Here is a 25,281-nt window from a genome sequence, read left to right on the forward strand (position 1 = left end):
GCCGTGCGCCGGTTCGAGTTCAAAGATAGTCGGTCCTACAAGTTCTGGGAGATCGAGGTTGACGGCGCCACCTTCACGGCCCGCTACGGAAAAGTGGGGACCGACGGTCAGACCCAGACCAAGAGCTTCGCCAGCCCCGACAAGGCCGCAGCCGCAGCCGAGAAGAAGATCCAAGAGAAGGTCCGCAAGGGCTACGCCGAGGTCGGCTCGGCGCCCGCGCCCGCGCCCAAGCAAGACGCCGCCGACGAGAGCCAAGAGTTCGCAGTGCTGGCCGACAAGCTGCTGGCCGCCGGCGATCCCTGGGGTCAGCGAATCGCCCTGGCCATCGCCCACGCCGCGACCGCGGCCAAGTCACCCGAGCGCCGCAAGCTGGCCAAAGAGATCAAGCAGCTCGAGCGCGACCACGCAGCCCACTTCTTCGGCGATCAGCTGCACGCGCTCATGCAAGAGGACGGGTTTGAAAAGATCGCCCGTCTGACCTGGGAGCACGGCTACATCAAGCGCGCCGTCGTGGGCGTGCCCGAGTACGGGTTCGACGGTCCCAACGCGGCAGAAGTGCTCGCTGCGGTGATGGCCTCCCCCGCCAGCGAGCACCTCGAACAACTCACCGTCGGGCTCACCGACTTCGACGGCGGCGGCCTCAGGGACGCGCACCAGGCGATCGCGGCCGGCATCGTTCACCCGCACCTCGACACCGTGTTCATTGGTGACTTCAGCGCGGACGAACAAGAAGTCTCATGGGTGGATCACGGCGACGTGAGCGGCCTGTATGCCAAGGCCCCCAAGCTCCGCACGCTGCGGCTGCGCGGCGCGGGGATCGAGCTTGGCAAGCTCGAGCACCCCACCCTCGCGCGGCTCGAGATCGAGTCGGGCGGGCTGCCCGAGGCGTCGGTCGTGAGCCTGGCCAACGCCAAGCTGCCCGAGCTCGTCCACATCGAGGTGTGGTTTGGCCGGACCGACTACGGCGGCACCACCAACATCGCGGCCCTGCGCCCGCTGTTCTCGACCAAGACCTTGCCCAAGCTCAAGCACCTCGGTCTGCAAAACTCCGAGATGCAAGATGAGATCGCGGTCGAGCTGGCCAAGTCAAAGCTGCTGGCGCAGGTCGACAGCGTCGACCTATCAATGGGCACCATGCGCGGCGCGGGGGCCCAGGCGATCATCGATCACGCCCAGGCGTTCAAGCACCTCAAGTCGCTCAATCTATCCAACAACTACATTCCGGGGCCACAGCGTGCCCAGCTCCACGCGGCGTTGGATGGGATCGTCAAGTTGGGTCGTCAGGACACGCCCGAGAGCTATGACGGCACCGACTACTACTACACGAGCGTCGGCGAGTGACGGCGCTCAGCCGTGGAACGACATCGCGTCCGAGCCGTTGATCAGCTGCCCGTTGCGAAAGTAGCGAGGTTGCTTGAGCAGCAGCTCGACCCGGTGCGAGAGCGGCAGCTCGCAAAACTCGCGGAACGAGAAGCGCTGCGTGGACTCGCCGTGGCCACATACAACCTCGTCGAAGGTTGGCGAGCTGAGGAACCTCGGCTTGGCTGTCTTGCGTCCGATCACCATGGCTGTCCCAAACTCGAAACAGATTGCGTCGATTCTCGCTAGCGTGCAACCCCGATCACCTGCGCCCTGATCAGACGATCGGCGCGTGCACCGAAGATCAACACGGCGGGCAAACTTGGCTTAGCATTGCGGCATGGCCCCGCCGTCCTCGCCCTCCTCGCCATGGCGAAATTGCAGCCGCTGCAAGAAGCCGATCGCCTACGGCTCGACCTACCTGGTCTGTAGCGTCTCGACCTGCAACCGCGCGCGCACGGGCATGGTGTTCTGCAGCATGGAGTGCTGGGACGCCCACTTGCCGATCGCGCGACACCGAGAGGCGAGCGCAGAAGAGCTGACCGCTCCGGCCCGCGACGGTGATCCGATCGCCAAGCCCGGCCCCCAAGTCGAGCGAAAGCAAGGCAAACGGCGGATTGCACCCGTTCAGCGGCGGGACCCAAGCTTGCCCCGTGACGCGCTGGTGATCAGCAAGGCGTTCAAGGAGTACGTTCGCGCAGCGGGCGGCTGCAACACCTCCGATGCGGTGATCGAGGTGCTCTCGGACAAGCTGCGCGACTGGGCCGATCGGGCGATCGATCGGGCCAAGGCCGACGGTCGAAAGACCATCCTCGACCGCGACTTCATGCCGAAGTAGATGTTTGCCGCTCAGGGGCGCAGCGTGACCAAGCCCTCAATCCGCTGGCTGATCAGGCCCAGGCGACTGTCTTCGTCCTCACAGCCAATCTCGAGCTGGCGGCCGCGCGCGGTCGGGCTCAGCCACGGCAAGAAGTACACGCCACACTCAACCTCATCGTGAAAGCGAGCGAGGTCGCCCTCTCCGTGGAACAACATCATGAGCGACCAGCGGCGCGGGAGCACCCGCAGGAGCTTGGCGAGGCCGCGCGCGAGGGTCGTGACCGTGAGCTCATCCATGTTTTGAAGGGGATCGTCGAGCACCAGCAGCCCGATCGGATTGTCGACACGCGGTGCACACAACAAGAACAGCGCGAGCGTGAAGGCATTGAGCTGGGCGGTGTTCAGGCGCAGATCCGCGCGTGCCCGCGCCTCGGGATCCCGGCCGCCGCGCAGCTCACCCGTCTCGAACTGCAGGCGCGAGACGTCCCCGGTCTCGGCGTAGCGGAGCGTGACGTCCTCGTAGGCCCAGCGCGCGGGCGTGAACAACGCGAGCAGCTCGTTGAGCGCGTCGATCAGGCTGAGCGCGCGCTGATCTTTGGCCGAGAGCCGCGCGACGAAGCTGTCCTGGACCTCGATGCCAACCGTGTGCGCGCGCGTGCTGATCTCGTGGACTTGGCGCAGCCGCTCGATCAGGGTCAGCAGCCCGAGCTGGACCTCTCGCGGCGCGGCGCTGGGTGACGGCCCCGCAGACGGCTGTCGCGACAGCTCTGGTGACAGCTCTGGTGACGGCTGTCGCGACAGCTCTGGTGACGGCTGTCGCAACGGCTCGGGCCGGGCGGGCTCCGGGGCCGCCTGGGACGGGGCAGCACTCGGTGGGGACGGGGCAGCACTCGGTGCAGGACCGCGCGCCACTGGCTGACGCCGGGCCGCGGGCGGACTCGCTGGGGGGATCACGGCGTTCGATTGCGCGCTCCCTCGGGTCCGGACATCGGGACGCAGCTCCTCCTCCTCATCATCATCATCGAGATCACCGAGGCCCAAGAACAGATCTTCGGCGTCGTCGACGACCCGCGCCTCGCTCTGGACCTGTTTTTGGATCGGCGCGCGATCCCAAGCTTCGTCCGCGGCCTCCTCCTCGACGCCCGATGCCACATCCTGGTCCTCGTCGGGACCGAACTCGTGCGGCTCGGCGCCGCGTCGCTGCTCGAGCTGTTGCTGACGACGCAGGGAGGACCACGCGTCCCGCAGCTCTCGCAGCGGCTCGAGCATGTTGGACGCGGCGGCTTGGATCGGCGTGACCCATGACTGCGCGCCGATCATCGCGGTCGCAAACGAGTGGGTCTCGCCGCGCTCGATCGCCCCACGGATCCGCGCCCCGAGCCCCGGTCCGCGCTCGGCCGGATCCCACCAGGCCCCGAAGCGATCGAGCTCCGCGACCTCCTCGTCGTCGAGCCGGACCCGCGCGGCGGCGAGCGGCGTCTCATTCTCGTCCGGCTTGCCCTGGTCCGCGCTGCGTCGCAGCGCCCGGCCGATCTGCTCGCGCCGCTTGGCCCAGTGTCCGCGCGCGTCGTCGAGGTCGCGCAGGACCATCGGCTCGACGTTGGCGAGCTCGCGCAGCAGCCCCGCTGCGGTCCCGGCCTCGTCGAGCCGACTCGGGCTCCAGCCCTGCGCGCGGGCCTGCTGCAGCGTGACGACGATCCGCCGCTGCTGCTCGGCGATGTCGATCAGGGCTGCGAGCTCCAGCCACTCGTCGAGCGCCTCCGCGTAGGCGGCCTCGCTGTCGAAGCCCGCGTCCTCGCCCGCCTGCCACCACCTTCCAACCCGCGCGAGCGTCCGCAGCACCGACTCGACCCCGCGGACGCGCTGGGGCAGCTCGGCTGCGAGCTGCGCGAACGCCAGCTCGAGCGCGTCCCACAGCGGCGCGTTGGCGGCGACGTAGCCCTGGTCCGCGAGCGCGGCGTCGAGCTGCCCAAGCGCGTCGAGCTGGCCGAGCAGCGGCCGCAGCTGCGCGCGCGGGATCGGCAACACAGCGTCGACCAGCTCCGCGTCGAGGCGGTCCTCGGCCAGCGCCCCAAGCCGCTCGACGACGACCTCGTGCAGGTCCTGCCGCTCACGACGGTGACGCTCGAGCCAGGTCCGCACCCGCGTGGGCAAGCGGGCGAGCGCCGCCTCGGCCTCGTCCATCGCGTGCCGCCAACGCTCGCGCACCGCGACCTCGTCGGCGAAGAACGCAGCGAGCAGCTCGGCGGCTCGATCGACGTCGCTGGCCCGCGCGAGCCGGTCCATGACGGTCTGATCGAGTCGAAACGAGGCCGCCCGGCTCCCGGGCGCGAGCGGGTGCGCCGGCCGACCGCGGCCGCGCAGCTCGAGGGTCAGCGGCGCGGCTTCGCTGCCGTGCAGCACGATCCGTGCGGGCGTGGCCGCCCAGCGGTTGCGGACCACCTGATCGTAATTTTCAACCCCCGACAGCCGCTCGATCGAGCCGGTGATCATCAGCTCGAGCGCCTCGACCAGCGACGACTTGCCCGAGCCGTTGTGCCCGTGCAGAAGGTGCAGGCGCGCGCCTTGGTTGAGCGCCAGGGTCCTGCGTCCCGGCAGCCGATATTCGTCGAGCTCGATCGAGCGCAGCCGCCCAAACCCAGCGACGTCGGAGCTGGGCGTGGACGCGCCCTCGTCCTCGCGCTGCTGCTCGAGCCCGGTGAACCAGTTCCTGGAGTCGCGCAGCAGCCAAGAGAACGCGCGGCGCAGCTGCTGCGGTGAAAACTGGGCCTCGTGAGCCGCGAGCACGTTGATGCCGATCGCGTGCAGGCAGTCGGTCTGCAGGGCCAGGTCACGCAGGATCTCGCTGATCTCGAACAACAGGTCGACCTGCCCGTCGCCGTCCCAATCGACCTCCGCATAGACCAACACCAGCTCGACGCTGATGATGTGCTGATCCCGATCGGGGTGCTGCTCGCGGGCGGTCAGCAACAGGTGGCGCAGGTAGGTCGCGCGGTCGACGTGACGGCTGACCTGGGCCCGGATCGCGGCCGGCTCGGCGGCGTCGACCAGCTGCACCATCGCCAGGGTGCACAAGCTGGCGTCGTAGATCAGTAGATCGACCTCGGGCTCGAAGTGACCACAAAAGCGCAGCTTGGGGTGGCGCAGGTAGGTCACCGGGTCGGCGGTCGAGCCCAGGCCAAGCGACGCCCACCAGCCTGGGTGACCCGCGAGCTCGAGCGAGTCGGCGCCCACGAACACGTCGGCGGCCAGCCGGGCCAGCGCGCGCTCGGGGTCGCGCTCGCGCTTGTGCCAGGCGTCGATCATCGCGGCGATCTGCACGGTCTCGCGCTCGCGCTCGCGGGCCTGCTCGAGCGCGTCGAGCAGCGTCCCGTGATCGGCGTCCCGGACCACGCTGCGGGCGTTCGCGGCGGCGAGGACCTCGGCGCGGGCGGCCTCGAGGGTCGCGGGATCCAACAGCACCCGGGCCCGCTCGAGCGCCGAACACAGCCCAAATTGCTCGACCAGGACCTGCTCGAGGCCGTCGAGGAGCTCGGAGCCGGGTCGCCGTTCGGGTGGTCGCAGGTTCGTCGTGGTCATGATCGAGCTTCTCAGGCCACCCGCAGCGGACGTGACTGGCCCGACTCCACCGGGCTGTCGATCCCCAACAGCCCCGGAAGTTGGTCGAGCATGGCTGGGCTGGGTTCGTCGGCCACAGCCCACCGCCACAACAACACGGCCCCCGGGGTACCCGCGAGCGGGCGTTGGTCGCTGGCCCACCACGGGATCGTTTGGGCGCGCAGCCGCCAGTGGTGAACCCGCCCCGCGAACGCCCCGCGCACCCGCGGCCGGGTCGAGCGGCGGTCAAACCCAGTCAGCACGATCGCCAGCGCGCGCGGGGTCGAGGGCAACGCCTCGGTGCCGCTCGAGAAGCTCACGGCCGGACGCTTGGACTGCCCCGGGGTCACGCACGGGCTCGACTTGGCCCAGTCGCCCAGCTCGCCGCGCCAGCTCGCGATCATGCGCCGCAGCGCGATCTCGACGACGACCCCCCACCCGGTCCACTGCGGGTGCTCGGACGGCGGAAAGAACCACTGGCGGCGGTTGACCACGCGGACCGAGTTGCCGGGCCCGTCGCGCCGCAGCACCGCCTCACCGATCGCCAGCTCGCGCAGCAACGCGGGATGAAAGCGATCCGTCCACCCGACCACCCGATCAAACTGGCTGTCGCTCGGGCCTTCGCGCTCCCAGGTCCGCGCGCGCTCGAACTCTTCGTTGGTGAGCTCGTGCAGCCGGTCCAGCACGCGCGAGCGCTCGCGCTCGGGGCAGCCCTGGCCCAGCAAGTTGGTGGCGACCCGGCGCAGATCCACCTCCACGCACTGCTCTTGGCGGATCCGCACGGTCCGGTGCCAAAGCCAGCGCATGGTCTGATCGAGCCGGGGAAACCCCGACATGCCCTCGAAGTAGGACTGCAGGTAGTTGGGGTGGTGGGTCTGCGACGGGTGGCCAATACCTTCGGCGCGGCTGGCCGCGCGCAGGACCTCGAGCGCGTCAAACTCGAACCCACCCGGTCCGCCCAAGAAGAACGCCCGCGCGCGCTGGGCCCTGCTGTCGGTCGTCTCGGCCTCGATCTGCGCCAGCGCTGCCTCGGCGGCCGCGCCCGCGCCCGCAGCGGTGTCGTCGGGCCCCCGCCCCCGCTCGGGCCCTTGGCTGGTGGCCGTCCGCCGACTTCGTTGGGGCAGGCCATGGACCGCGTGCAATTGCTGCTCGTCCTGCTCGGTCGAGCCAAACCCACCGACGCGGGCGTTGACCGTGGCGATCTCCTCGAACGCGGTCCGAAACGCGTCGTGGAGCACCCGGTCGCGGATGCTGTAGCCACAAAACACGATCGATCGGGTCCGCAGCAGGTTGGCCAACAGATCGCGGGACCACGCGTCCTCGCGCCAGTTTTGGATCTCGCGGAACGTGAACACGATCGAGGGCAGATAGCTCGCGAAGGCCTGGCGGGCCGCGGCCAGCTCGACGTCGTCCCCGGCCTCGATCGCCTCGACGACCCGGGTCCGCGCCCACCGGTAGCACTCGGCGCAGCCGTGGATCTTGGCGACCAGGGCCGAGCGGTGGGTGTGCCCAAACCGAAAGAAGTCCGCGGCCTGCCCGATCCGAGCGAAGTGCGACAGCTCCGTCAGCAGCGGCGGCGGCTCGGGATCTTCGCCCGGCACGTCGCACAGCCGACACGCAAACCCCGACAGGCGATAGGCGCCCTCGAGCAGCATGTCGTAGTTGGTGGTCAGCAGCGTGCGGCACAGGCCCTCCCGGGCCCAGCGAGCGATGATGTGATGCCGCGGGCGCAGGCGATCGGCGTAGCTTTGCTCGACCGCCTCGATCTCGCGCGCGTGGGGGCGGCCCGCCATGACCTGGGGATCCGCGAACCCCAGCGTGTCCAGGAACAGCGCCTTGCCGCGCTCGCTCGGGCCCCACGCCGCGCCAACGAGCAGGCCGGGCTCGATCGGCGAGACCCGCTCGACCCGGCCCCAGATCGGGTTGCACTCGAGCAGCTCGGTCTCGCGCTCGTGGACCGCGACCCAGAACTCTTGGCCCAAGCCAACGTCGGAGCAGGCGTCGACCAAGGTCCCGAACGCCTCGCACATCCACTCGTTGGGCCGGTAGTAGTCCTGCTCGAGGATCTTCGCGTGGGCGACCGTGGTCAGCGGGTCCCTGCCCTCTTGGCCCAGCCAGAAGGTCTCGCGCAGGACCTCGCGCAGGCGCTTGGCCTTGGCGACCACGGCCGGGGCCAGCTGCTCGCGGCGCTCGATCATCGAGGAGCTGATCGCGTCGAAGCGCGCGAGCAGGCGCAGCAGCAAGCGCTGGCCGCTGAGCCCTTCGCTGTCGAGCGAGAACCCGGCGCCCACGAAGAACACGACCTGGCCGTGGTAGATGCGCTCGGCCAGGTTCTCGAGCTTGGAGAGATCGAAGCTGGTCGGGCGGGTCATTTGCGGCGTCCGTGCTTCTTTTGGGGCACGACCTCCTGGACCGACTGGGATGGCGCATCCACAGGCGCAGGCTGGGGCAGCGCCCGCCAGACCTTGCTGTTGGCGCGGGCCAGCCACCGCTCGTGCGCGTCGACCCGCGCCCCGAGCCGATCGATCGCCGCGGCGTCGCGCTGGGCCGACCACTGGGCCCACAGCGGGTTGGGTCGGCGGCCCCCGTCGCCGTCATGGGCGAGCACCAGGCGCTCGGGCGCGAGCGTGTCAGCGCTGGTCCAGTCACCCAGCAGCGGCGGCACCGAGTCGATGTTGCGACGCTCGACGGCGGTGCGGACCAAGCTAGCGAGCACGTCGAGCTTGGGCCGCCGATCGACCAACAGCTCCACGAGCTCGGCGAGGTCGTCGAGCGCCCCCTCGCTGACGGCCCGATACGGCAGGGCCTCGAGCAGCCGCGCGGGCACCTCGTCGAGCGTGGCGAGGGCGTCAACGACCACCAGGGTCCGCTCGCTGAGCCAACGCATGCCGCGATCGAGGTCCCAGACCAGAGTTGACGCCGCCGTCGCATCGGCCGCGCCGACGACAAGCGCCCCCAGGCGATCCCCGAGCCGATCGCGGTAGTGCTCGACGGTCTCGCGCAGCTCGGCCACCGACTCGACCGCGACGCTCACGGTCTCGAACGACCCTCGCAGCCGCGCCGCGACGCTGGCCGCGACCGCGTCGCTCGGCTTGCCCACCACCAGCACCAGCGCGGATCCGCTGTCGTCCTTCGCGTGCACGTTGCGGCCATCCTACCGAATCGCGGCGCCGCCCGGGCGTTCGATGTTTCGGGGCGTGAACATGAGAGTCTGGATCGAGCGTGAGGGCAGACAGATCGGCCTGTTCGATCTTCGGGTTGGCCACACCGTCCGAGCTGCCGTCGTCGCCTCCCCAACTGTCAGGCTGTGCCCACTGGACCCGCTGGACCCGCTGGACCCTCTGGATTCTGGCGCGGCCGTGAAAGCGCTGCACGGCGCGTCCATTCACGGTACACCGAGGCGATGCATCGTTGCTCCAGACCTCCCGCGGCCCTCGTAGCGCTCGCTGGCCTCAGCGCGAGCGCCTGTGGTTTGCTGGAGATCGATCCGGCCTACACCATCACCCGAACCGAGCCGATCGCCGTGCTCGTCGAGGTCGTCGAGCTCGGGCCGCTCGATCCCGCGCGCGTGTACCTCCCAAGCCCGGGCCGGATCGTGGAGGCGCTGCCCGGCGATCGCGTGCGCATGGAGATCGTCGTCGTCGACGTCGACGGCGTGCCGCTGCCCGAAGACACGCTCGACAGCCTCTGGATCCAGTGCGGCGACTCGCCGTGCACCGGGGCCGCGTTCGCGTCCGACGAGCCCGGCTTCGACCTCGACTGCGCCGAGCTCGAAGCGTGGACGACCGACTCGGTCTGCCGCCTCGGCGAGGGCCAGGGCAGCTTCGAATTCACGGTCCCGGAGCTCGGCGAGAGCATGTTCGCCCACCGCCATATCAAGGAGGTGTCCGCCGTCGTGGCCTGGGACGGTGAGCGAGCCGAGCGGTGCTGGACGGGGCGGCGCGAGGGCGGCGCGGTCTCACCAAACTGCGGCTTTGTTCGGTTCGCTATCGACCTCGGTCCAGTCTGGTTTCTGACGCTCTACGCCGAGTCGCTCGGGTTCGCGACTGCGATCCCGCCCTCACTGTTTCCCGCGCCGGTGTTCGAGCAGCAGGCCAACCGCGAGCCAATGCTCACGCAGCTCGAGATCCAGCTGAACGACGAGCCCCAGGCGCCCCTTCCGATCTCCGCCAGCGGGCAGCTCGGGCCGATCGAGGTCCAGCCTGGCGACAGCATCGAGCTGCAGATCATCCCCGATGAGATCGCGCAGTTCGGGCAGGCCAGCTTCTTGCCGTTCGACTACGTGGGCAACGCGTTCGCGCTCCGCCCGGAAAAGCTGCGGGTGCGGATCTCGACCACCGGCGTGCTCGAGTACCCTGGCGGCGAGGACGAGAGCAGGCCGCGACCGCTCGAGGCCCCGTTCCTGCTGCGGATCCCATCGGCGGCCGAGCCCGGGACCGTGCGGGCGATCCTCGTCGTCGTCGACGATCGCGGCGCGGAGCGGCTCGTGTCGGTGGAGTTCGAGATCCAATGACCGCTCGCGCGCGCCGCTTGTTTGGCCTGGGCCTCGCCGGTCTGACTTGGGTGACGGCGCCGCTCCCCCTGGCCCAGGCGGCCCCTCCGCCCCACGCAACGCCCGAGCCCGAGCCCGAGCCCGAGCTGCTGGTCCTGCGCGGTCGCGTGCGCGAGGCCGGGGGCAGCCGCGCGGGGGTCAGCGCCGCCGTGGTCCTCGTCGTCGACGCGAGCGAGGACCAAGAATTTCGCCCAGACAAGCCGCCGCGTGGGGAGCTCGATCCAGACAGCGTGACCTGGATGCGTCGGGCCGAGACCGACGAAGCCGGCAACTTCGTGATCACCGAGATCCCCGCGACGAAGATCCGCATCGTCATCATCGCCGGGGGCTACACGCGGCTCGAGCTGTGGGCCGAGCTCGACCCCGAACAGGACCCGCGCGAGCGCGCGCTGTACCTGCGGCCTGAACAGGGCGGCGCCTATCGAACCGAGGTCAGAACCGATCGCCAGGCGCGCTACGCCGTCGCGCCCGAGCACGTGCTCGACGCCCAGCAGGCCCGGAGCTACGCCGGCAGCGGCGACGACCCGCTGCTCGCGGCCCAGAACCTTCCGGGCATCGTGCGCAGCCCTGGCGGGCTTGGCATGCTTGGCTTTCGCGGCGGCGACCCCAACCAGGCCGGTGTCTACCTCGACGGTCACCCGGTCCCGCGGGCGTTTCACGTGCTCCCGCTCGCAAGCGTGATCCCGGCGCCGATGGCCGCGCGGGTCAAGCTCAGCCCCGGCAATTACGCGGCCGCCTACGGCAGCTTTGGCGGCGGCCTCGTCGAGATCGAGAGCCGTCCGGGCGGGCGCGAAGGGATCCACGGTCAGGCCCACCTCGATCTGTTCGACTTTGGCACCACGCTCGAGGGTCCGGTCGGGCCGGGCTCGGTTCACCTCGGGGTTCGCCGCAGTCACGTCGGCGACATCCTGCGCCTCGCCAGCGTCGATCCCGACGTCGTCGGCAGCCCGAACTACTGGGACTACCTCGGGCGCTTCGACTACCCGCTCGCGCCAGGTCACGAGATCACCGTGCGGGCGCTTGGGGCCGGCGACACGCTCCAGGGCGGCGAGTACTTCAAATTCAGCGCTGGGTTTCACCGCTTCGACCTCGAGTACCGCCGGACCAGCGAGCTGTGGGCGATCTCGATCAGTCCCTCGCTGCGACTCGACAAGTCCAGGATCGAGCAGGGCTTCGGCCCGCTCGAGCGCATCGCCCAGGTCTACTCGCTGCGCGCCACGGCCACGCGAAAGACCCGGTTTGACTGGCTCTCGCTCGAGTTTGGCGCGGACCTGGTCGCCGAGCGCTGGCAGCGACGCTCCATCAGCGCGCCGTTCTACATCATCGTAGACGGGACCCCCATGTCGTTAGGCGAGCCAGTCGAGCGCCTGCACGACGGCAGCCAGCTCCGCTTCGGCGCGTGGGTGGGTCTGCCGTTTCGCTTTGATCGCTTCAGCTTGGTGCCCGCGGTCCGGGCCAACCTGTTCGCGTACTCCGGCTACCCGAACGTGCGCCTCGATCCGCGCTTGGATCTGAGCGTGCGCGCGCACGACCGGGTTCAGCTTCACGCCGCGCTCGGGATGTACTCGACCCCGGTGGTGCTCGGCAGCAGCAGGGACACCGACCTGATCCAACAAGGCGGCAGCCTTGGCGAAGGCAACGCCGACGTGCCCACGTACTTGATCGCCTACTTCGAGCCCAACATCGAGACCGACACCGAGGGGCGCTCCTCGACCGCGACCTACGTGATCCACGCCGCGTCTGGCGTCCACCTGCTCTTGCCCTGGGAGCTCGAGGCCCGGGCCACGCTGTTTTGGCGCGAGGGCCTGCCGGTGACCCTCGAGCGATTGGTCGCCGAGCCCTACGAGTACGCCCGCCGTCGCGCGTACGGGCTCGAGCTGCTCGTGCGCCGGAGCCTCGCCAACGACATCGTCGACGGCTGGCTTGGCTACACCCTGATGTCGTCCCGGATCGATCAGCCCGAGCGCGGCTGGGAGCCAGCGGTGTTCGATCAGCGCCACAACTTCGTCGCGTTGCTCGGGGTCAATCTCCCGCGGGGGTTTCGGTTTGGCGCGCGCTTTCGCCTGGTCTCGGGCAACCCAGAGACCCCGGTTGTTGGGCGCCAGATCTTCGCTAGCGGCACCGGCGACTGGGACTATTTCCCGCTGCGAGCGCCGCGGGGGACCAGCTACCAGCCGCTGTTTCATCAGCTGGATCTGCGCCTCGACAAGCGCTGGGTCAAGGATCGCGTGAGCGTGACGGCCTACCTCGATGTCCAGAACGTCTACAATCGAATCTACCCGGAGGTCTGGATCTATACCCGCGACTGGGCGGAGCGGCGCTCGTTGATAGGTCTGCCGGTCTACCCCAGCCTCGGGGTCCAGGTTGACTTCTAGGCCCGAGTCGAGCGCGCAGCGCTTGATTCGGGCCTAGAGAGGCGACGAGTTCAGCCCGTTCGGATCTGTCCGCCGAGCAGCGAGAACACCTCCCCGGTGACATAGCTCGAGTCGGCGTTGCACGCGAAATACACATAGACGGGCGCGATCTCCTCGGGCTGCGCGGGGCGGCCGATCGGCTGGGATGCGCCAAAATTAACGATGTCGTCGGGCTCGCGCTCGGCCGGGTTGAGGGGGGTCCACACCGGGCCCGGCGCCACGCAATTCACCCGAATCTTCCGCCCGAGCAGGCCCTGCGCCAACGACTTGGTGAACGCATGAATGGCGCCCTTTGTCGCCGCATAGTCGACGAGCTCGCCGCTGCCCTCGAGCCCGGTGACCGAGCCAGTGTTGATGATCGCGGCGCCTTCGCCGAGGTGCGGGAGCGCGGCCTTGGTCATGTGGAAGTAGCCGTATATGTTGGTCTCGAAGGTCTCGCGCCATTGCTCGAGCTCGAGCGCTTCGAATTTGCGGTGCCTTTGAAATGCCGCGTTGTTGACCAAGATGTCGAGGCCGCGAAAGCAATTGATGACCTCCGCGACGGCCCGCTCGCAAGCCGCGTACTCGCGCTGATCCAAGACGATCGTCAGCGCCGACTGACCACAGCTCTCGATCGCCTGGCGCACGCGCGCGGCGTCAGAGGCCTCGGACGCGAGATGGGTGATCGCCACGTCGGCGCCCTCGCGCGCGAACAGATACGCGACAGCGCGGCCAATGCCGGAGTCGCCGCCGGTGATCAGCGCGCGCTTGCCCGAGAGCTTGCCGGCAGCGCAATAGTCTGGCGCCCGCCAGCGCGGCGCCGGGTCGAGGTCGCTGTCGAGGCCCGGCGGATCCAGCTGTTGGCGGGGAAAGGGTGGTTTGGGGTGTTCGGAGCTTGTCATGCCCGCTGACCAAGCACGCGGCATGCCAACCAGTCAGCGAGTGTTTCAGCTCGGGCGAGGGCTTCTCGCCCGCTCCGGTCACCGGTCGTGCTTGCGTTGATCAGAGACGGGCCGCGCGGAAGATTTGCATGATCGACTGATCCGGGCCGGCGTAATTCTCGCTGGCCGGGCGCGGATGCGATGGGAGGTTTGGAGACGTGGGCATGAACGACAAATCCAACCCCACGAAACTCGAGCAGGCGCCGCGGGTGTCCGGCGCGGGCTTTCGGCTTGGCCACGCGTTCGGCGTGGAGATTCGCATTGATTGGAGCCTGCTCATCATCTTTGCGCTGATCGCCGGCGAGCTTGGCCTGGCGGTGTTCCCGAGCTGGCACGCCGACTGGCACCCTGCGCTGATCTGGGCCACCGCGCTCGCGGCCGCGCTGTGCTTCTTCGCCTCGATCTTGGCGCACGAGCTGTCACACGCGATCGTCGCCAACGCGCGCGGGATCCCGGTCCGCACGATCACCTTGTTCTTGTTTGGCGGCATCGCCCAGCTCGAGGGCGAGCCCGACTCGCCAAAGTCCGAGTTCTTGATCGCTATCGTTGGGCCGCTCACCAGCTTAGTGATCGGCGTGAGCGCGACCGCTGCGGCGGTCTGGCTCGCGGGCGATCCGCTGCGTGCCGCCGCCGCCAGCGGTGATCTCGTGGCGACGCACGCCGCCCTGACCCTGCTCGGCCCCGGCGCCACGTTGCTGCTGTGGCTGGGCCCGATCAACGTGATGCTCGCGATCTTCAACGTGATCCCCGGCTTCCCGCTCGACGGCGGTCGGGTGCTGCGCTCGGTCCTGTGGGCGGCGACTGGCAACCTACGCACCGCCACCCGCTGGGCCGCACGCGTGGGCCAGCTGTTCGCGTGGACGCTGATGGCCCTCGGCGTCGTCGAGGTGTTCGCGGGTGGGTTGCTCTCGGGCCTGTGGTTGCTGCTGATCGGGTGGTTCCTCAACAACGCCGCGCGCGCCAGCTATCAATATCTGCTGGTCCGCGAGGGGCTCGAGCACGTGCCGATCATCGGCGTCATGCGCTCGACCCTCGCCCGCGTCGATCCAGGGCTGAGCGTCGAGCGCTTCATCCGAGACTACGCGCTGCCGAGCGAGCAACGAAATTTCCCCGTCGAGGGCCCGGACGGGCGCCTGCTCGGACTCGTCAGCCTGGACCAGATCGACACCCTCGACCACGCCGGATGGGAGACGACGCCGGTCGCACGGATCATGGTCCCGGCCGAGCGTCTGACCCGGTTGCCAGCCAACGCCGAGGCCGGGCACGCGCTGCAGGAGCTGATGCGGGGCAAGGTCGATCCGCTCGTCGTCAGCGACGGCGAGCGCCTGCTCGGGCTGGTCAGTCGCAACGACCTGCTGCGCTGGCTGAACGTGCACGAGCGCGCCGAATTGGCTGCGCGCACGGCTTGACGCTCAGTCTCACTCATGCATGTCGCCCGCGGCTCTCGATGTCCTCTCGCCATTGCAGCTTGATGCCGTAGCCGTGGCCCCCCCCACGCACAACTTTCGACTTGTGGTCGCGGCATCGATGACCACAGAGCCGTGTGCTCCCCCAACCCCCACCAGCATGAGGAGGCAATCGTGAAGATGTTCTTTGGAGTATTCCCCGACGCCGACCAGGCCCAGACCGCCCATGAAGATCTGCAAAAGCAGCCAAACGACCTGCGCCCAAGTCCAGACAGCGTCCACGTCGTCGTTCACGAGCACGAAGCTCGCCAACAAGCGCTGCGGCGGACCGGCGGCATCGTGTGGCCGCTGGCGATGTTCACGGCGCTGCTGTTTGGCGGCGCCGCGGCGCTGGCCCTGGCGCTGGTCGTGCGCGGAGCGGTCGCCGGAGCCCCCGCAGAACCGGCGATGAGTCAGCTGGACTCGCTCGACGTCGTGCTGCTGAGCCTTGGGATCGCGGTGCTCGGCGGGTCGCTCGCGGCGATCTTGGCTCACATGTGGATCCGCGCTCGCGTCCGCCGGCTCGAGAACGAATTGGCCGAGGGCCGCGCGCTGCTGCTGGTCGTCGGGCCCAAGCACCGCAGGCGGGCCGTGCTGCAGGGAATGTCCAATGTCGGCGCGGTCCGAACCGGCACATTCTAATGCTCATATTGGATGCTTTGGTCAGTCTCCGATCGATCCGCGTCACGGCATTCCTTGCACATGCACTCCGCAAATATCGAGACCTGGTCGATCTGCAGTTGCCAACTAAGCCGCCGCGCATAGAGTGATCGCGCGCGCCCCCAAGCTGGTCTGACGTATCGATCACGGCAGTTGCGGCGCGAAACGGAGATAATCATGCAACGCGAACACGAACGAACCCAAGAATCACAGATGGGCCGCGGCGGCGGCCGCCAGCACGACGACGATCGCTGGTCTCGCCGCCATCAACCCTACGACCCCGACGAGCCCCGCGGCGCTCGCGGGCACCAAGAGTGGGGCCGCGAGCCGCGAGGCGGGTCCGACCGATGGGGTCAGGGCCAATGGTCCGACGACAGGTACGACCGTTACGGTGATCGCCAGAGCGAGCGCGAATCGAGGTGGTCCAGGCCACGCGGCGACTCTGGCGATCGCGAGCGTGGCGGCAACAGCGAGTATGGCAACTACGGTGGGGAGTACGCCGGGCGTGGGTTTGGCATCCGCAGCCACGACCAAGAGCGCGAGTTCAGGCCCGGCGCACGGTTCGAGGAGCGGATCCAAGGCATGGACTACGACGGTGGCGACCGCAGCGGGTCCCGCTCGCAAGGGTGGCGTGGCGCCTCGGGCATGGGCGGCGCTGGTATGCAGGGCGGCTCGGACACCGGGCTTGGCAGCGGCTACCGCGACCTCGGCGGCTCATTCGAGTCCCCGGAACAACGCAGGTGGGACCACACCCACAGCAGCCGCAGCTTTCGGGGCAAGGGCCCCAAGGGCTACAAGCGCTCTGACGACACGATCTGCGACGAGGTGTGCCAGCGCCTCGAGGAGGGTGAGGTCGATCCCAGCGAGGTCACGGTCAAGGTCGAGGACGGCAACGTGACGCTGACCGGAACCACCGAGACCCGGTGGGACAAGCGCACGATCGAGGACATTGCGTTCTCGGTCCGCGGGGTCAAAGACGTCCACAACCAGATCCGCGTCGAGTCTGGCCAGTCCATGCAGCAATCCGGCGGCGGGTCCGACAAGCAAGCTAGCGACCGCGACGAGACGTCCAACTGGCGAACCTCCAGCGCCGCCGGCAAGTCTAGCTGAGCGCAGGATCACCTCGAGAACCGGGCTCGCGCCGAGCCTGTCCGACCTCGGGCTCACACAGAGCTCGGGGTCGACTCGCTCAAACAGACAGGGGCGCCCCTTAGTGCTGCGCAAAAATGGCCCGGCTCGAGCGCTTGCTCCGAGAGGAAACCAATTCAAAACGACCCCTCATGTCACCCACAAGCAATCCCAAGAAGCCAAGCGACACCGCCAGCATGCTCGAGGAGCTCGTCAAGCTCGACTACGCCGCCATCGAGGCCTACGACGCGGCGGTCAAGCGCCTCAAAGACGCAGAGTCCAAGCGGCAGCTGTCCGACTTCAGGAATGACCATCAACGCCACACGCAAAATCTGGGCAAGTTCATCAAACAAGCCGGCAAGGACGTACCGACCGGGCCGGGACTCAAGCAGATCCTCACCAAGGGCAAGGTGGTGCTCGCCGACATCTCTGGCGACACCGCGATCCTCAAAGCGATGAAGAGCAACGAGGACGACACCAACGCGGCCTATGAGCGCGCGCTCGGCCACGAGGGCATCTCGGCCGAATTGCGCGACACGCTGCGCGAGAACCTCGAGGACGAGCGTCGGCACCGCAGCTGGATCGAGCGCCGAATCACGCAGCTTTGACCGATTACTTTGACCGATCAATAGTCGAGCAACCCGCGGAGCGTGTCGGCCCACCCGTGCGGAGCACGGTCCATCGTTGAAGCTCGAGTTGGCCGACGTGCTCGAACAACCTGAAGAACCATGTAATCAGCGCTACTTCGCTACGACTCAGAAGTACCCCCGGAAGGTGAACATTCCGAGCAGCGCGCCCCGTTCGTCCTCCAAGTTTGCGGCGACTGAGACCCCAAGCACCTGCGTCAGTGCGTTGAAATAGACGCCGCCACCAACGTTGTGAGCCATGTCGAGCTGACCACGCTGATCGCCGGTGCCGATCCCGAGCTTGAAGTTGTACTCGGCCATGATCGCCAGCGGGACCGGGTGGGTATCCACGCTCAGCGCGAGGCCGCTCTGAAACAAGCCGCGGGTGCTCTGTGCGTCGATGTCTTCACCGTCATAGCTGCGCTGGCGTTGGCGCTGGCCACCACCGGCCACGCCGATCTGGAGGCCGACAAAGCGCGTGATGCTCTGGGCCAACGCGACGTGCAGCATGCCCCCAAGCGCGGTGTCCATCGTTGTCGTATAGCGCGCGGCTTCGATGAGGTCGAGGTTGCCACCGGCCGCGAGCTGGTTGCTGAGCGCCGTGAAGCCGGGATTCAGCGCCAGCCCGCGGACCCCGAGACCTTGGACCTGCGGGCGAAACGACAGCGCCGTGGTCTCGCGCTGAAGCGCCCGCACGATCACGCTCGCGTCCCACGCGTAGCCCGCGGACGCGCCGAAGTTGACGAGCTTCTCGGGCTCGCGGCTCACGCCCGCGATACCGGTGATCTGGGCGTCGATCCCAACCCATTCGTTGAAGCGGATCCCGCCGTCGGCTCCGGCCGCGCCCGCGAGATAGTTCGCCCGCCTGCTCGACCCCATCTGCTCGCGCCGCTGATCGAGGATCCCGCCGCCGCCGAAGACCAGGCCAAAGCGGGAGGTTGGGAGCGCGCTGCTGATGAATTGCGGGCGCACGAATGGGTGTTGTCCAAGGGTTCGTTGACGATAGCTGCGCTCGAGCTGCGCGATGCGCCTGGCGTCGATGCGCTCGCGCCATGCGTTGTCTGATATCGGCGGAGGGCCGTCGTGGATCTCGACGACAATGACCTCTGGCTCGGGTGAAGTCGACAATGACACAGTGGCCGGGGCTGGGGCCGGGGCGCCCAGCAGACCTGTGGCGAAGAGTGAGGTTTGGAGCAATTGCGAGAACATGACGCGCAAACCCTACTCGCGAGAATCACGTCAGCAATGCACATGCCCTCGCAGTGATTTCGGTCGAGGTCCCGATTTGGCGATAGAAGTCGGGTATTTTTCGCGGCGCATGATCTGCCCAATACACGGTGTTGGCGAACATCGAGGTTGGCGTTTCCACGCGCGACGACCACCCGTCTGGCGTCGCCGTGGGCACGCGCGGCGCCGCGGCGCTCGGGACGGTGGCAGGGTTCGCGCTGCTGCGCCCGGGTCAGCCCCGCGCCTCGCCGATGTGATCGGCCACGTAGGCGCCGCGCTGACCGAGCGGGCGGGCCGGGCCGATCGTGGAGTCGCAGCTGGTCTGGTGTTCGAGCTCGGCGTTGAGCTCGGCGCCCAGCAGGATCGCCCAGGCCGAGACGTACAGCCACACCAACAGCGCGATCACGTTGTCGAGCGCCTCGAGGCCGGTGCGGACGTCGCCGGTGTGCCGCGAGTAGAGCGAGAACGCGGCGGAGAACAGCAACCAACACAGGGTGGCTACCACCGCGCCAACCGAGACCCAGCGCCAGCGTGGCGGCCGGCGGTTGGGGGCCCAGTGGTAGAGGGCGGCGAGGCCAAGCACGACCACGGCGAACAACACCGGCCAGCGCAACACCGTCAGTAGCCACCCCAGGCTGTCGCCGACCCGCGCGCCCGCGAGCAGGTGCGGCAGCGCAATGACGGCGATCGAGGTCAGCGCCAGGACCAGCGTGACCACCACCGCGAACCCCAGACTCAGCAGGTTCGCCGCGATGACACCGCGTCGCGGCGGCTCGTTGTAGGCCAGGCTGACCGCGGTGATCAGCGCCTTCATCCCTCGGTTGGCGCTCCACAGGCTCAGCACGATCGCGCCGACGGCCCGCAGCGTCAGCGAGGCCGGCGCGATCGCCATGGCCCGCTGCAGCAACGCCTGGATCACGCCCCGTCCGCCCCCGGCGGGCACCAACGCGAACACCGGCTCGAGCAGGGTCTCGACGTCGGAGGGTGACGCGAACAAGCCGTAGAACGAGACCAACGCGACAAAGGCGGGGCCAAGCGCGAGCGCGGCGTAGAAAGTGACACCCGCCGCGACGATGTCGAGGTTGTCGCTACGCACCTCCTGTCGAACGCGGGCGAGGACGTCGATCCAACCTCGCCAGGGGATCTGAGACACACGCGCGGCTTGGCGCCCGCGCGGCGGCGGCTCGTCGTGCCGCGCTTGGTCGTCCTCGTTAATGTCGGTCATCCGGGTCCTCGCTCGGGCGAGTTTGTTTGTCTCGACGTCGAGCGGCCGTCGCAACCGCAGGCTTTGCGAACCAGTTGTCGGTGGCCACCGGGCAGGCGTGCGCCACTGTCGATCAGCGATGCCGGAGATCGACGCGAGCCGAGCCCCGCCCATCGACGCGGCGCGGCGGCGTCAGCGATCGACTGGGCGGCGCGGCGCGGGGCGGCTGGGCTGCGCGGGCGTGCTCGCCGGCTGCAGCCTGTGGCTCGCGGCCTGCAAGCACGGCCCAAGCGCCGGCGAATTGCGGGGCGCCCAGTACCAGATCCGCAAGGTCGAGTTCGAGGGCGTCGAGCGCTTCGAGCCCGCGCAGCTGCACCCCTACCTCGAGCTACGACCCCGGCAATGGCTGCCGCCGCGACGCTACTGGTTCTACGAGGGTCTGATCCCAAGTGACGTCGAGCGCTTGGAGTCGGTCTATCACGCCCACGGCTACTACGAGGCCCAGGTCGTCGACGTTCGCGTAGACCCGGTCGCCCGTCGGCGGCGCGACCAGGTCGATCTGGTGTTCGTGATCGACGAGGGGCCGCTGACCCGCGTCGACGAGGTCGTGATCCGCTGGCCCGAGGGTCCCCCGCCCGGGCCGCCTCGCTCGCAGCGGGGCGCCCCGCTCCGGCGCGCGCCGCCGGTCGATCCCCAGCGGGTGTCGGATCAGGTCGTGCTCTCGGCCGGCGATCCATTCGAGATCGAGCAGATGAATGCGTCGAGCGCCGCGCTGCGCGACCACCTGCGCCGGATCGGTCACCCCTTCGCCGAGGTCGACGAGCACGCCTTGGTGGATCGAGCGGCGCGGTCCGCCGCGCTCGAGTTCGAGGTCCGACCTGGGCCGTTCATGCGGATCGGCGCGGTCTCGATCACCGGGCTCTCGACCGTGCCCGAGCGGCCGGTGCGGAACCTGCTCGAGGACGCGATCGGCAAGCCCTACTCTCCGGCCCTGATCGAGGGCCTCGAGCAGCGAGTCTACGGACTCGACGTGTTCTCGACAGTCTCGATCGCCACCCGGCCGGCCACGGTCGAAGCTGGGATCGGCACGCTCGCTCTCGAGCTCGCCGTCCGCGAGAGCGATCCGCAGCGCGTGCGCCTGGGCCTCGCGCTGGGCTTCGAGCCCAACCGCTGGACCCAGCGCTTCAGCGCCCGCTACGTCCACCAGAACCTGTTTCGCCAGCTCTACCAGGTCAGGCTGACCGGCCGGGCAGGCTACGCCGAGCTGCCCAACGCGTTCAACCCGATCGCGCATGGACCAACCGCGGAGCTGGACTTCCACGTCGAGAAGCAGGGCCTGCTCGAGAAGTACTTGGTCTGGACCCTGGATCCGCGGATCGAGCTTGGCATCGAACAGGGCTACCAATTTTGGACGGGCGAGCACCGGTTTGGGGTGTCGCGCTTCTTCACGCGTTGGTTTCAGCTCCGGCTCAGCCACACGCTGCGGTACGTCGACTTCTTCTCGGTCTCGTCGAGCTTGCGGGGCCAGGATCAGCAGACCTTCCTTGGCTTCGACTTTCGCGACCCGTACATCATCAGCTACCTCGGCGTCACCGCGACGCTGTTCGCGGTCGACATGATCGCGGCGCCAACCAACGGCGCGGTGCTGCAGCTCGAGTATCGCGTCGCGGGCGGGCCGCTTGGCGGGCAGTACGACTTTCACGAGCTCAGGCCCGTCGTGCGTGGCTACTGGCGACCGATCGAGCGGCTCGCGTTGGCGGCTCGCGCCCAGATCGGGCTGATCTTTCCGTTTGGCGATCAGCCTGGCGCGCCGATCGACATGCGTCGGTACCTCGGCGGCGGCGACACCGTGCGTGGCTGGGGTCTGCGCCGACTCGCGCCGCGCATCGATGACTGCGAGCCTGGCCAGGATCCCCAGACCGGCGCGTGCGACTCGATCCCGATCGGCGGCAACAGCTCGGTGCTTGCCAACTTCGAGGTCCGGGTGCGGACCTGGAGGCAGCTCTGGATCGCCGGCTTCGTCGACGCTGGCGACGTGCAGTCCGAGCCCGCCACCTTCGTCCCCGCCCAGTGGAACTACAGCGCGGGCGGCGGGCTGCGCTACGACAGCCCGATCGGGAAATTTCGCCTCGATCTCGGGGTCCGGCTCAACGCCACGCCGCTGTCGGCGGGCGAGCCGGTCTGGGCGCTCCACCTTGGCCTGGGGGAGAGCTTTTGAGCGATCACGACAGCGCCCGCGAGCCCGCGCGGCGTCGGTGGAGGCTGCCCCGCCCGCCGCAATGGTTGCGGTGGTCGGTCGGCATCCTGCTTGGACTCGTCGCCCTCGTCGTCGCCGTGCTGCTCGCCGTCGCGTGGATCCCCGCGGTCTCGCAGCAAGTCAGCCGCGTCGCGCTGTCGCGGTGGGACGACTCGATACCCGGGCAGGTGCTCCACGGCGACATGGCAGGGAGCATCGGCGGCGGCCTGGTCATCGACGACTTCGAGCTGCGCGACGGCGACGGCCGCCCGCTGGTCCGCGCCGCCCGTGTCGTGCTCGATCTCGACATGCTGCGGCTGGCGACCGGCCGGGTCTCACTCGAGCGCGCGCTCCTGCGTGACGTCACCGTCTGGGCCGATCACGACTGGTCGGCGCTGGCCCCAACGCGATCGCGTCCGCGCCCACCACAGCCCGGTTGGGGGCCCGACCTGCCGGTCGAGCTCGACGCCACGATCGAGCTCGAGACCGGCCAGGTGCTGGTTGACGATCAGCCACGGGTCCGCGTCGAGCAGCTCGTGCTGCGCGCCTCGGGCGTCGGTCGGCGCGCGCAGGCCCAGCTCGAGCTCGCCGCCGTCGAGCTGCCGCAGCAGCAGCTGCGGATCGACACCCTCGCGCTCGCCGGCCGCTGGGCGGCCCCCGTCGCCACGCTCGAGGCCCTCCGACTCCACGCGCCGCTGGGTTCGATCCGCTTGCTCGAGCCGTCGAGCTTTGACGTGTCCACGCGCCGCGGATCGGTGGCGCTCGAGCTCGACGGCGACGTCGAGGCGATCGCGGAGCGCCTGGAGATCGACACCCCACCCGGCCTCGACCAGGCCCGGGTGCGCGTGCGTGGCCACGGCGGACCCGCGCGGATCGAGCTGCGCAGCGAGGCTGAGCTTGGCCCCGGGACCACGCTGTCATGGCGCGCCATGCTGACGCCCGCGCCGGCCGCCGCGTGTCGCCGCGAGCTCGAGATCGAGCTCGAGGGTCGCGTCGCCGCGGGGCTGTTGGATCCCCGCCAAGGACCGCTGGCGGTGTCGCTCGCGGCGACGCTCGACCACGCGCCCGCGACGATGCCCCGCGATCCGAGCCTCACGGAGCCGCGGCGCGCGTGTCCTGGGCTGTCCACGGTGATCTCCGATCCCGGTCAGCTCGAGCTCGGCGCGGTGCTGCGAGTGACCGACACCCACACCCACGAGCGGCTGTCGCTCGACCTCGGCGGGATCGCAACCAGCTTGTCGCCGCCGCGCGGTCAGCTTGGGCTCGAGCTTCGCGGTCCAGCGCTCGCAGGTCGGATCGAGCTCGCGGCCTCGCGCGCGCGCGCGCTGACCGGGCGCGGAGCCGTGGTGGTCGACGAGCTGCACAGCTCACTCCCGATCGTGGCCCGCCTGATCGACGCGCCGCGACTGCACACGCTGCGGGGCCGGCTCGCGCTCGCTGGCAGCTGCGGCGTGGAGCCCCACGCGCCCCTCGAGACCCTGCGCTGTCCCATCGTTGTCGAGCTAGACGAGATCGACGGGTTCGAGACCCAGCTGGGGCACGCCTCGCTCGACCTCGAGCTCGCCCCGCTGCGTGAACCAGTCCGGTTCCGCGCGGACCTGCGGCTCGAGGATCTGCGCAGGGACCGGCTCGTGCTCGACGCAGCCTCGCTCGGCGTGGTCGGCACGCCGACGAGCTTCTCGGTCCGGGGTCGCGGTCGCGGGGCGCGTGAGCGGGTGGCGCTCGCTGCCGACATCCGCCGCCGTGCACAGACGACGACGATCGAGCTCGAGCAGCTCGCGATGGAAAGTCGCCGCGGCCCGGATCCGCTGCACGTCGCGTTGATCGAGCCGACCCGGATCGTGGTCGAGCCCGCGCGCGTCGGGTTCGAGGCGCTCGCGCTGCGGGCCGCGGGCGGACGGCTGCAGCTCGACGGTCAGCTGGGTCGGCGCGGCCAGCCGAGCGACCTGTGGCTCGACCTCGCCGGCATCGAGCTCGCGCGGATCGACCCGCTGATCCCGGGGCCACAGCTGCGGGGCCGCGTCGACGCGCAGGCGCGACTGACCGGCAGCTTCGCGCACCCGCAGGGCTGGGCAGAACTGAACGCCCGCGCGCTCTCGATCGGCGAGTGGGCGCTTGGGGATCTCGAGCTGGCGGCCCGCTTTTGTGAGCCCACGGATTCGCCGCGGCGGCCGGGAGCTCGCGCGCACGGGCTGCGGCGCGTCGAGCCAACGGGCCTGGAAGTCGATCCCTGCCCACCGAGTCCCCGCGCGGATCTGCAGGTGTGGGCGCGGCTGCGGGGCCCCGCGGCCAAGCGGATCGAGCTGGCCGCGCGCGTCCCCCTGAGCCTGGGCGCGGGCGTGGCTGTGGCCCGAGATCGACCCCTCGCGGCCCACCTGCAGCTCGACGAGCTGCGTCTCGTCGAGCTCGGCGGCGTGATGCCGCGGACCCCAAGCTGGTGGCGCCAGATCCCGGTTGACGCGGCCGCGCCCCCGGGCGACCCGCGCTTGATCCCCGAGGGCCGCGTGGATCTGGACGTGACCCTGGGTGGGCCGATCGACCGCCCGCGGATCGAGCTGTCCGCGATCGCCCGCGAGCTGGTCGTCGATCACACCGCGCTGGGCTCGCTCTGGCTCCGGGCGGCGCTCGACGACGCGGGCCTCGGCATCGAGCTCGACGCCAAGCTGGGGCTCGCAACGCTCGAGCTCGACGCCAAGCTGCCGCTCGCGCTCGACCTCGCTCGCGGGGCGTGGGCGTGGGACCGCGGCGCCGAGCATGCGGTCTCGCTGGAGCTGCGCGCCCTCGACCTCGACGCGCTCGAGCGTGGCTTGGGCCCCAAGCTGCCCGCCCTCGCCCACGCCCTCGACGCGGCGGATCTAGGCGGCCTCGTGTCCGCTTCGGTCCGTGCCCAGGGCCACGCGGGCGCGCCTCACCTCGCGGCCGAGCTGCGCGCCCACGGTCTGACACACCGCGGCGAGGCGGTGGGCAACGCATGGGTTGGCGTCGAGCACGAGGGCACCACCACCGACGCGATCGTCGAGCTCCGCGGCCCGCTCGCCCGGCGACTCGACGCGCGCGTCGTGCTGCCGCTGCGGCTGGCCCTCGCCAGCGCGCC

At 69.4% G+C, this 25,281-nt stretch carries 17 protein-coding genes; 10 read left to right on the forward strand and 7 right to left on the reverse strand.

The window, feature by feature from the left end:
• Nucleotides 1-3 precede the first annotated feature (3 nt).
• Nucleotides 4-1,341, forward strand: a complete 1,338-nt coding sequence (locus DB30_RS28420; RefSeq protein WP_052554794.1) for a WGR domain-containing protein — start codon at nucleotides 4-6, stop codon at nucleotides 1,339-1,341.
• A 6-nt stretch (nucleotides 1,342-1,347) separates the two neighbouring features.
• On the opposite strand, the gene DB30_RS28425 is transcribed toward DB30_RS28420, so the two are convergent.
• The gene (locus tag DB30_RS28425) at nucleotides 1,348-1,566 is read right to left on the reverse strand and encodes a hypothetical protein (protein WP_052554796.1); all 219 of its coding nucleotides are present in this window, start codon (nucleotides 1,564-1,566) and stop codon (nucleotides 1,348-1,350) included.
• A gap of 133 nt (nucleotides 1,567-1,699) precedes the next feature.
• On the opposite strand from DB30_RS28425, the gene DB30_RS28430 reads away from it, so the two are divergent.
• On the forward strand, nucleotides 1,700-2,197 hold the full coding sequence (locus DB30_RS28430; RefSeq protein ID WP_052554799.1) for a hypothetical protein: 498 nt from the start codon (nucleotides 1,700-1,702) through the stop codon (nucleotides 2,195-2,197).
• A gap of 11 nt (nucleotides 2,198-2,208) precedes the next feature.
• On the opposite strand, the gene DB30_RS28435 is transcribed toward DB30_RS28430, so the two are convergent.
• The 3 genes from DB30_RS28435 to DB30_RS28445 are packed head-to-tail and all read right to left on the reverse strand — an operon-like array spanning nucleotide 2,209 to nucleotide 8,917.
• The gene (locus DB30_RS28435; RefSeq protein WP_052554801.1) at nucleotides 2,209-5,757 is read right to left on the reverse strand and encodes an ATP-binding protein; all 3,549 of its coding nucleotides are present in this window, start codon (nucleotides 5,755-5,757) and stop codon (nucleotides 2,209-2,211) included.
• Nucleotides 5,758-5,768: 11 nt separating this feature from the next.
• Nucleotides 5,769-8,147 carry an SIR2 family protein gene (locus DB30_RS28440; RefSeq protein ID WP_052554803.1) on the reverse strand — a complete coding sequence of 793 codons (2,379 nt, stop codon included), beginning with the start codon at nucleotides 8,145-8,147 and terminating at the stop codon, nucleotides 5,769-5,771.
• Nucleotides 8,144-8,917, reverse strand: a complete 774-nt coding sequence (locus tag DB30_RS28445) for a hypothetical protein (protein WP_052554805.1) — start codon at nucleotides 8,915-8,917, stop codon at nucleotides 8,144-8,146. The genes DB30_RS28440 and DB30_RS28445 overlap by 4 nt, the downstream gene beginning before the upstream one ends.
• Nucleotides 8,918-9,178: 261 nt before the next feature.
• Between DB30_RS28445 and DB30_RS28450 the strand changes: the two genes are divergently transcribed.
• Entirely contained in the window at nucleotides 9,179-10,288 is a 1,110-nt protein-coding gene (locus DB30_RS28450) for a peptidase associated/transthyretin-like domain-containing protein (protein WP_146660987.1), read from the forward strand.
• A complete protein-coding gene (locus DB30_RS28455; protein WP_052554809.1) occupies nucleotides 10,285-12,702 on the forward strand; it encodes a TonB-dependent receptor in 2,418 nt (805 codons plus the stop codon). Before DB30_RS28450 ends, DB30_RS28455 begins: the two co-directional genes overlap by 4 nt.
• A gap of 50 nt (nucleotides 12,703-12,752) precedes the next feature.
• On the opposite strand, the gene DB30_RS28460 is transcribed toward DB30_RS28455, so the two are convergent.
• Nucleotides 12,753-13,622 carry an SDR family oxidoreductase gene (locus DB30_RS28460; protein ID WP_052554811.1) on the reverse strand — a complete coding sequence of 290 codons (870 nt, stop codon included), beginning with the start codon at nucleotides 13,620-13,622 and terminating at the stop codon, nucleotides 12,753-12,755.
• 203 nt (nucleotides 13,623-13,825) lie between these two features.
• On the opposite strand from DB30_RS28460, the gene DB30_RS28465 reads away from it, so the two are divergent.
• From DB30_RS28465 to DB30_RS28480, 4 genes are all read left to right on the forward strand, one after another.
• Nucleotides 13,826-15,070, forward strand: a complete 1,245-nt coding sequence (locus DB30_RS28465) for a site-2 protease family protein (protein ID WP_052554813.1) — start codon at nucleotides 13,826-13,828, stop codon at nucleotides 15,068-15,070.
• 171 nt (nucleotides 15,071-15,241) lie between these two features.
• Nucleotides 15,242-15,748 (forward strand): hypothetical protein, encoded by a 507-nt coding sequence (locus DB30_RS28470; protein WP_146660989.1) that lies wholly within the window; start codon nucleotides 15,242-15,244, stop codon nucleotides 15,746-15,748.
• A gap of 195 nt (nucleotides 15,749-15,943) precedes the next feature.
• Complete coding sequence (locus DB30_RS28475; RefSeq protein WP_052554817.1) at nucleotides 15,944-16,876, forward strand: BON domain-containing protein; 933 nt, start codon at nucleotides 15,944-15,946, stop codon at nucleotides 16,874-16,876.
• Nucleotides 16,877-17,046: 170 nt separating this feature from the next.
• The gene (locus DB30_RS28480) at nucleotides 17,047-17,502 is read left to right on the forward strand and encodes a ferritin-like domain-containing protein (RefSeq protein ID WP_205633086.1); all 456 of its coding nucleotides are present in this window, start codon (nucleotides 17,047-17,049) and stop codon (nucleotides 17,500-17,502) included.
• 147 nt (nucleotides 17,503-17,649) lie between these two features.
• Here DB30_RS28480 and DB30_RS28485 read toward each other — a convergent pair whose 3' ends face one another.
• Together DB30_RS28485 and DB30_RS28490 are read right to left on the reverse strand one after the other, a co-directional pair.
• Complete coding sequence (locus DB30_RS28485; RefSeq protein ID WP_146660991.1) at nucleotides 17,650-18,648, reverse strand: hypothetical protein; 999 nt, start codon at nucleotides 18,646-18,648, stop codon at nucleotides 17,650-17,652.
• Between the two features lie 331 nt (nucleotides 18,649-18,979).
• Nucleotides 18,980-19,972 (reverse strand): YihY/virulence factor BrkB family protein, encoded by a 993-nt coding sequence (locus DB30_RS28490; protein WP_052554821.1) that lies wholly within the window; start codon nucleotides 19,970-19,972, stop codon nucleotides 18,980-18,982.
• A 118-nt stretch (nucleotides 19,973-20,090) separates the two neighbouring features.
• Here DB30_RS28490 and DB30_RS28495 point away from each other — a divergent pair, with 118 nt between their 5' ends.
• Together DB30_RS28495 and DB30_RS28500 are read left to right on the forward strand one after the other, a co-directional pair.
• Nucleotides 20,091-22,169, forward strand: a complete 2,079-nt coding sequence (locus DB30_RS28495; protein WP_052554823.1) for a BamA/OMP85 family outer membrane protein — start codon at nucleotides 20,091-20,093, stop codon at nucleotides 22,167-22,169.
• On the forward strand, nucleotides 22,166-25,281 hold a 3,116-nt coding region (locus DB30_RS28500), incomplete at its 3' end, for a hypothetical protein (protein WP_146660997.1). The genes DB30_RS28495 and DB30_RS28500, both read left to right, overlap by 4 nt.

It is taken from the genome of Enhygromyxa salina, from assembly GCF_000737335.2.
GTDB lineage: Bacteria > Myxococcota_A > Polyangia > Nannocystales > Nannocystaceae > Plesiocystis > Plesiocystis salina_C.

Bases quoted from the DNA above. Each gene is read 5' to 3' on its own strand.
- DB30_RS28435 (WP_052554801.1), bottom strand. From the start codon at position 5,757: ATGACCACGACGAACCTGCGACCACCCGAACGGCGACCCGGCTCCGAG.
- DB30_RS28480 (WP_205633086.1), top strand. From the start codon at position 17,047: ATGTCACCCACAAGCAATCCCAAGAAGCCAAGCGACACCGCCAGCATG.
- DB30_RS28430 (WP_052554799.1), top strand. From the start codon at position 1,700: ATGGCCCCGCCGTCCTCGCCCTCCTCGCCATGGCGAAATTGCAGCCGC.
- DB30_RS28425 (WP_052554796.1), bottom strand. From the start codon at position 1,566: ATGGTGATCGGACGCAAGACAGCCAAGCCGAGGTTCCTCAGCTCGCCA.
- DB30_RS28455 (WP_052554809.1), top strand. From the start codon at position 10,285: ATGACCGCTCGCGCGCGCCGCTTGTTTGGCCTGGGCCTCGCCGGTCTG.
- DB30_RS28450 (WP_146660987.1), top strand. From the start codon at position 9,179: ATGCATCGTTGCTCCAGACCTCCCGCGGCCCTCGTAGCGCTCGCTGGC.
- DB30_RS28465 (WP_052554813.1), top strand. From the start codon at position 13,826: ATGAACGACAAATCCAACCCCACGAAACTCGAGCAGGCGCCGCGGGTG.
- DB30_RS28495 (WP_052554823.1), top strand. From the start codon at position 20,091: ATGCCGGAGATCGACGCGAGCCGAGCCCCGCCCATCGACGCGGCGCGG.
- DB30_RS28460 (WP_052554811.1), bottom strand. From the start codon at position 13,622: ATGACAAGCTCCGAACACCCCAAACCACCCTTTCCCCGCCAACAGCTG.
- DB30_RS28490 (WP_052554821.1), bottom strand. From the start codon at position 19,972: ATGACCGACATTAACGAGGACGACCAAGCGCGGCACGACGAGCCGCCG.
- DB30_RS28475 (WP_052554817.1), top strand. From the start codon at position 15,944: ATGCAACGCGAACACGAACGAACCCAAGAATCACAGATGGGCCGCGGC.
- DB30_RS28440 (WP_052554803.1), bottom strand. From the start codon at position 8,147: ATGACCCGCCCGACCAGCTTCGATCTCTCCAAGCTCGAGAACCTGGCC.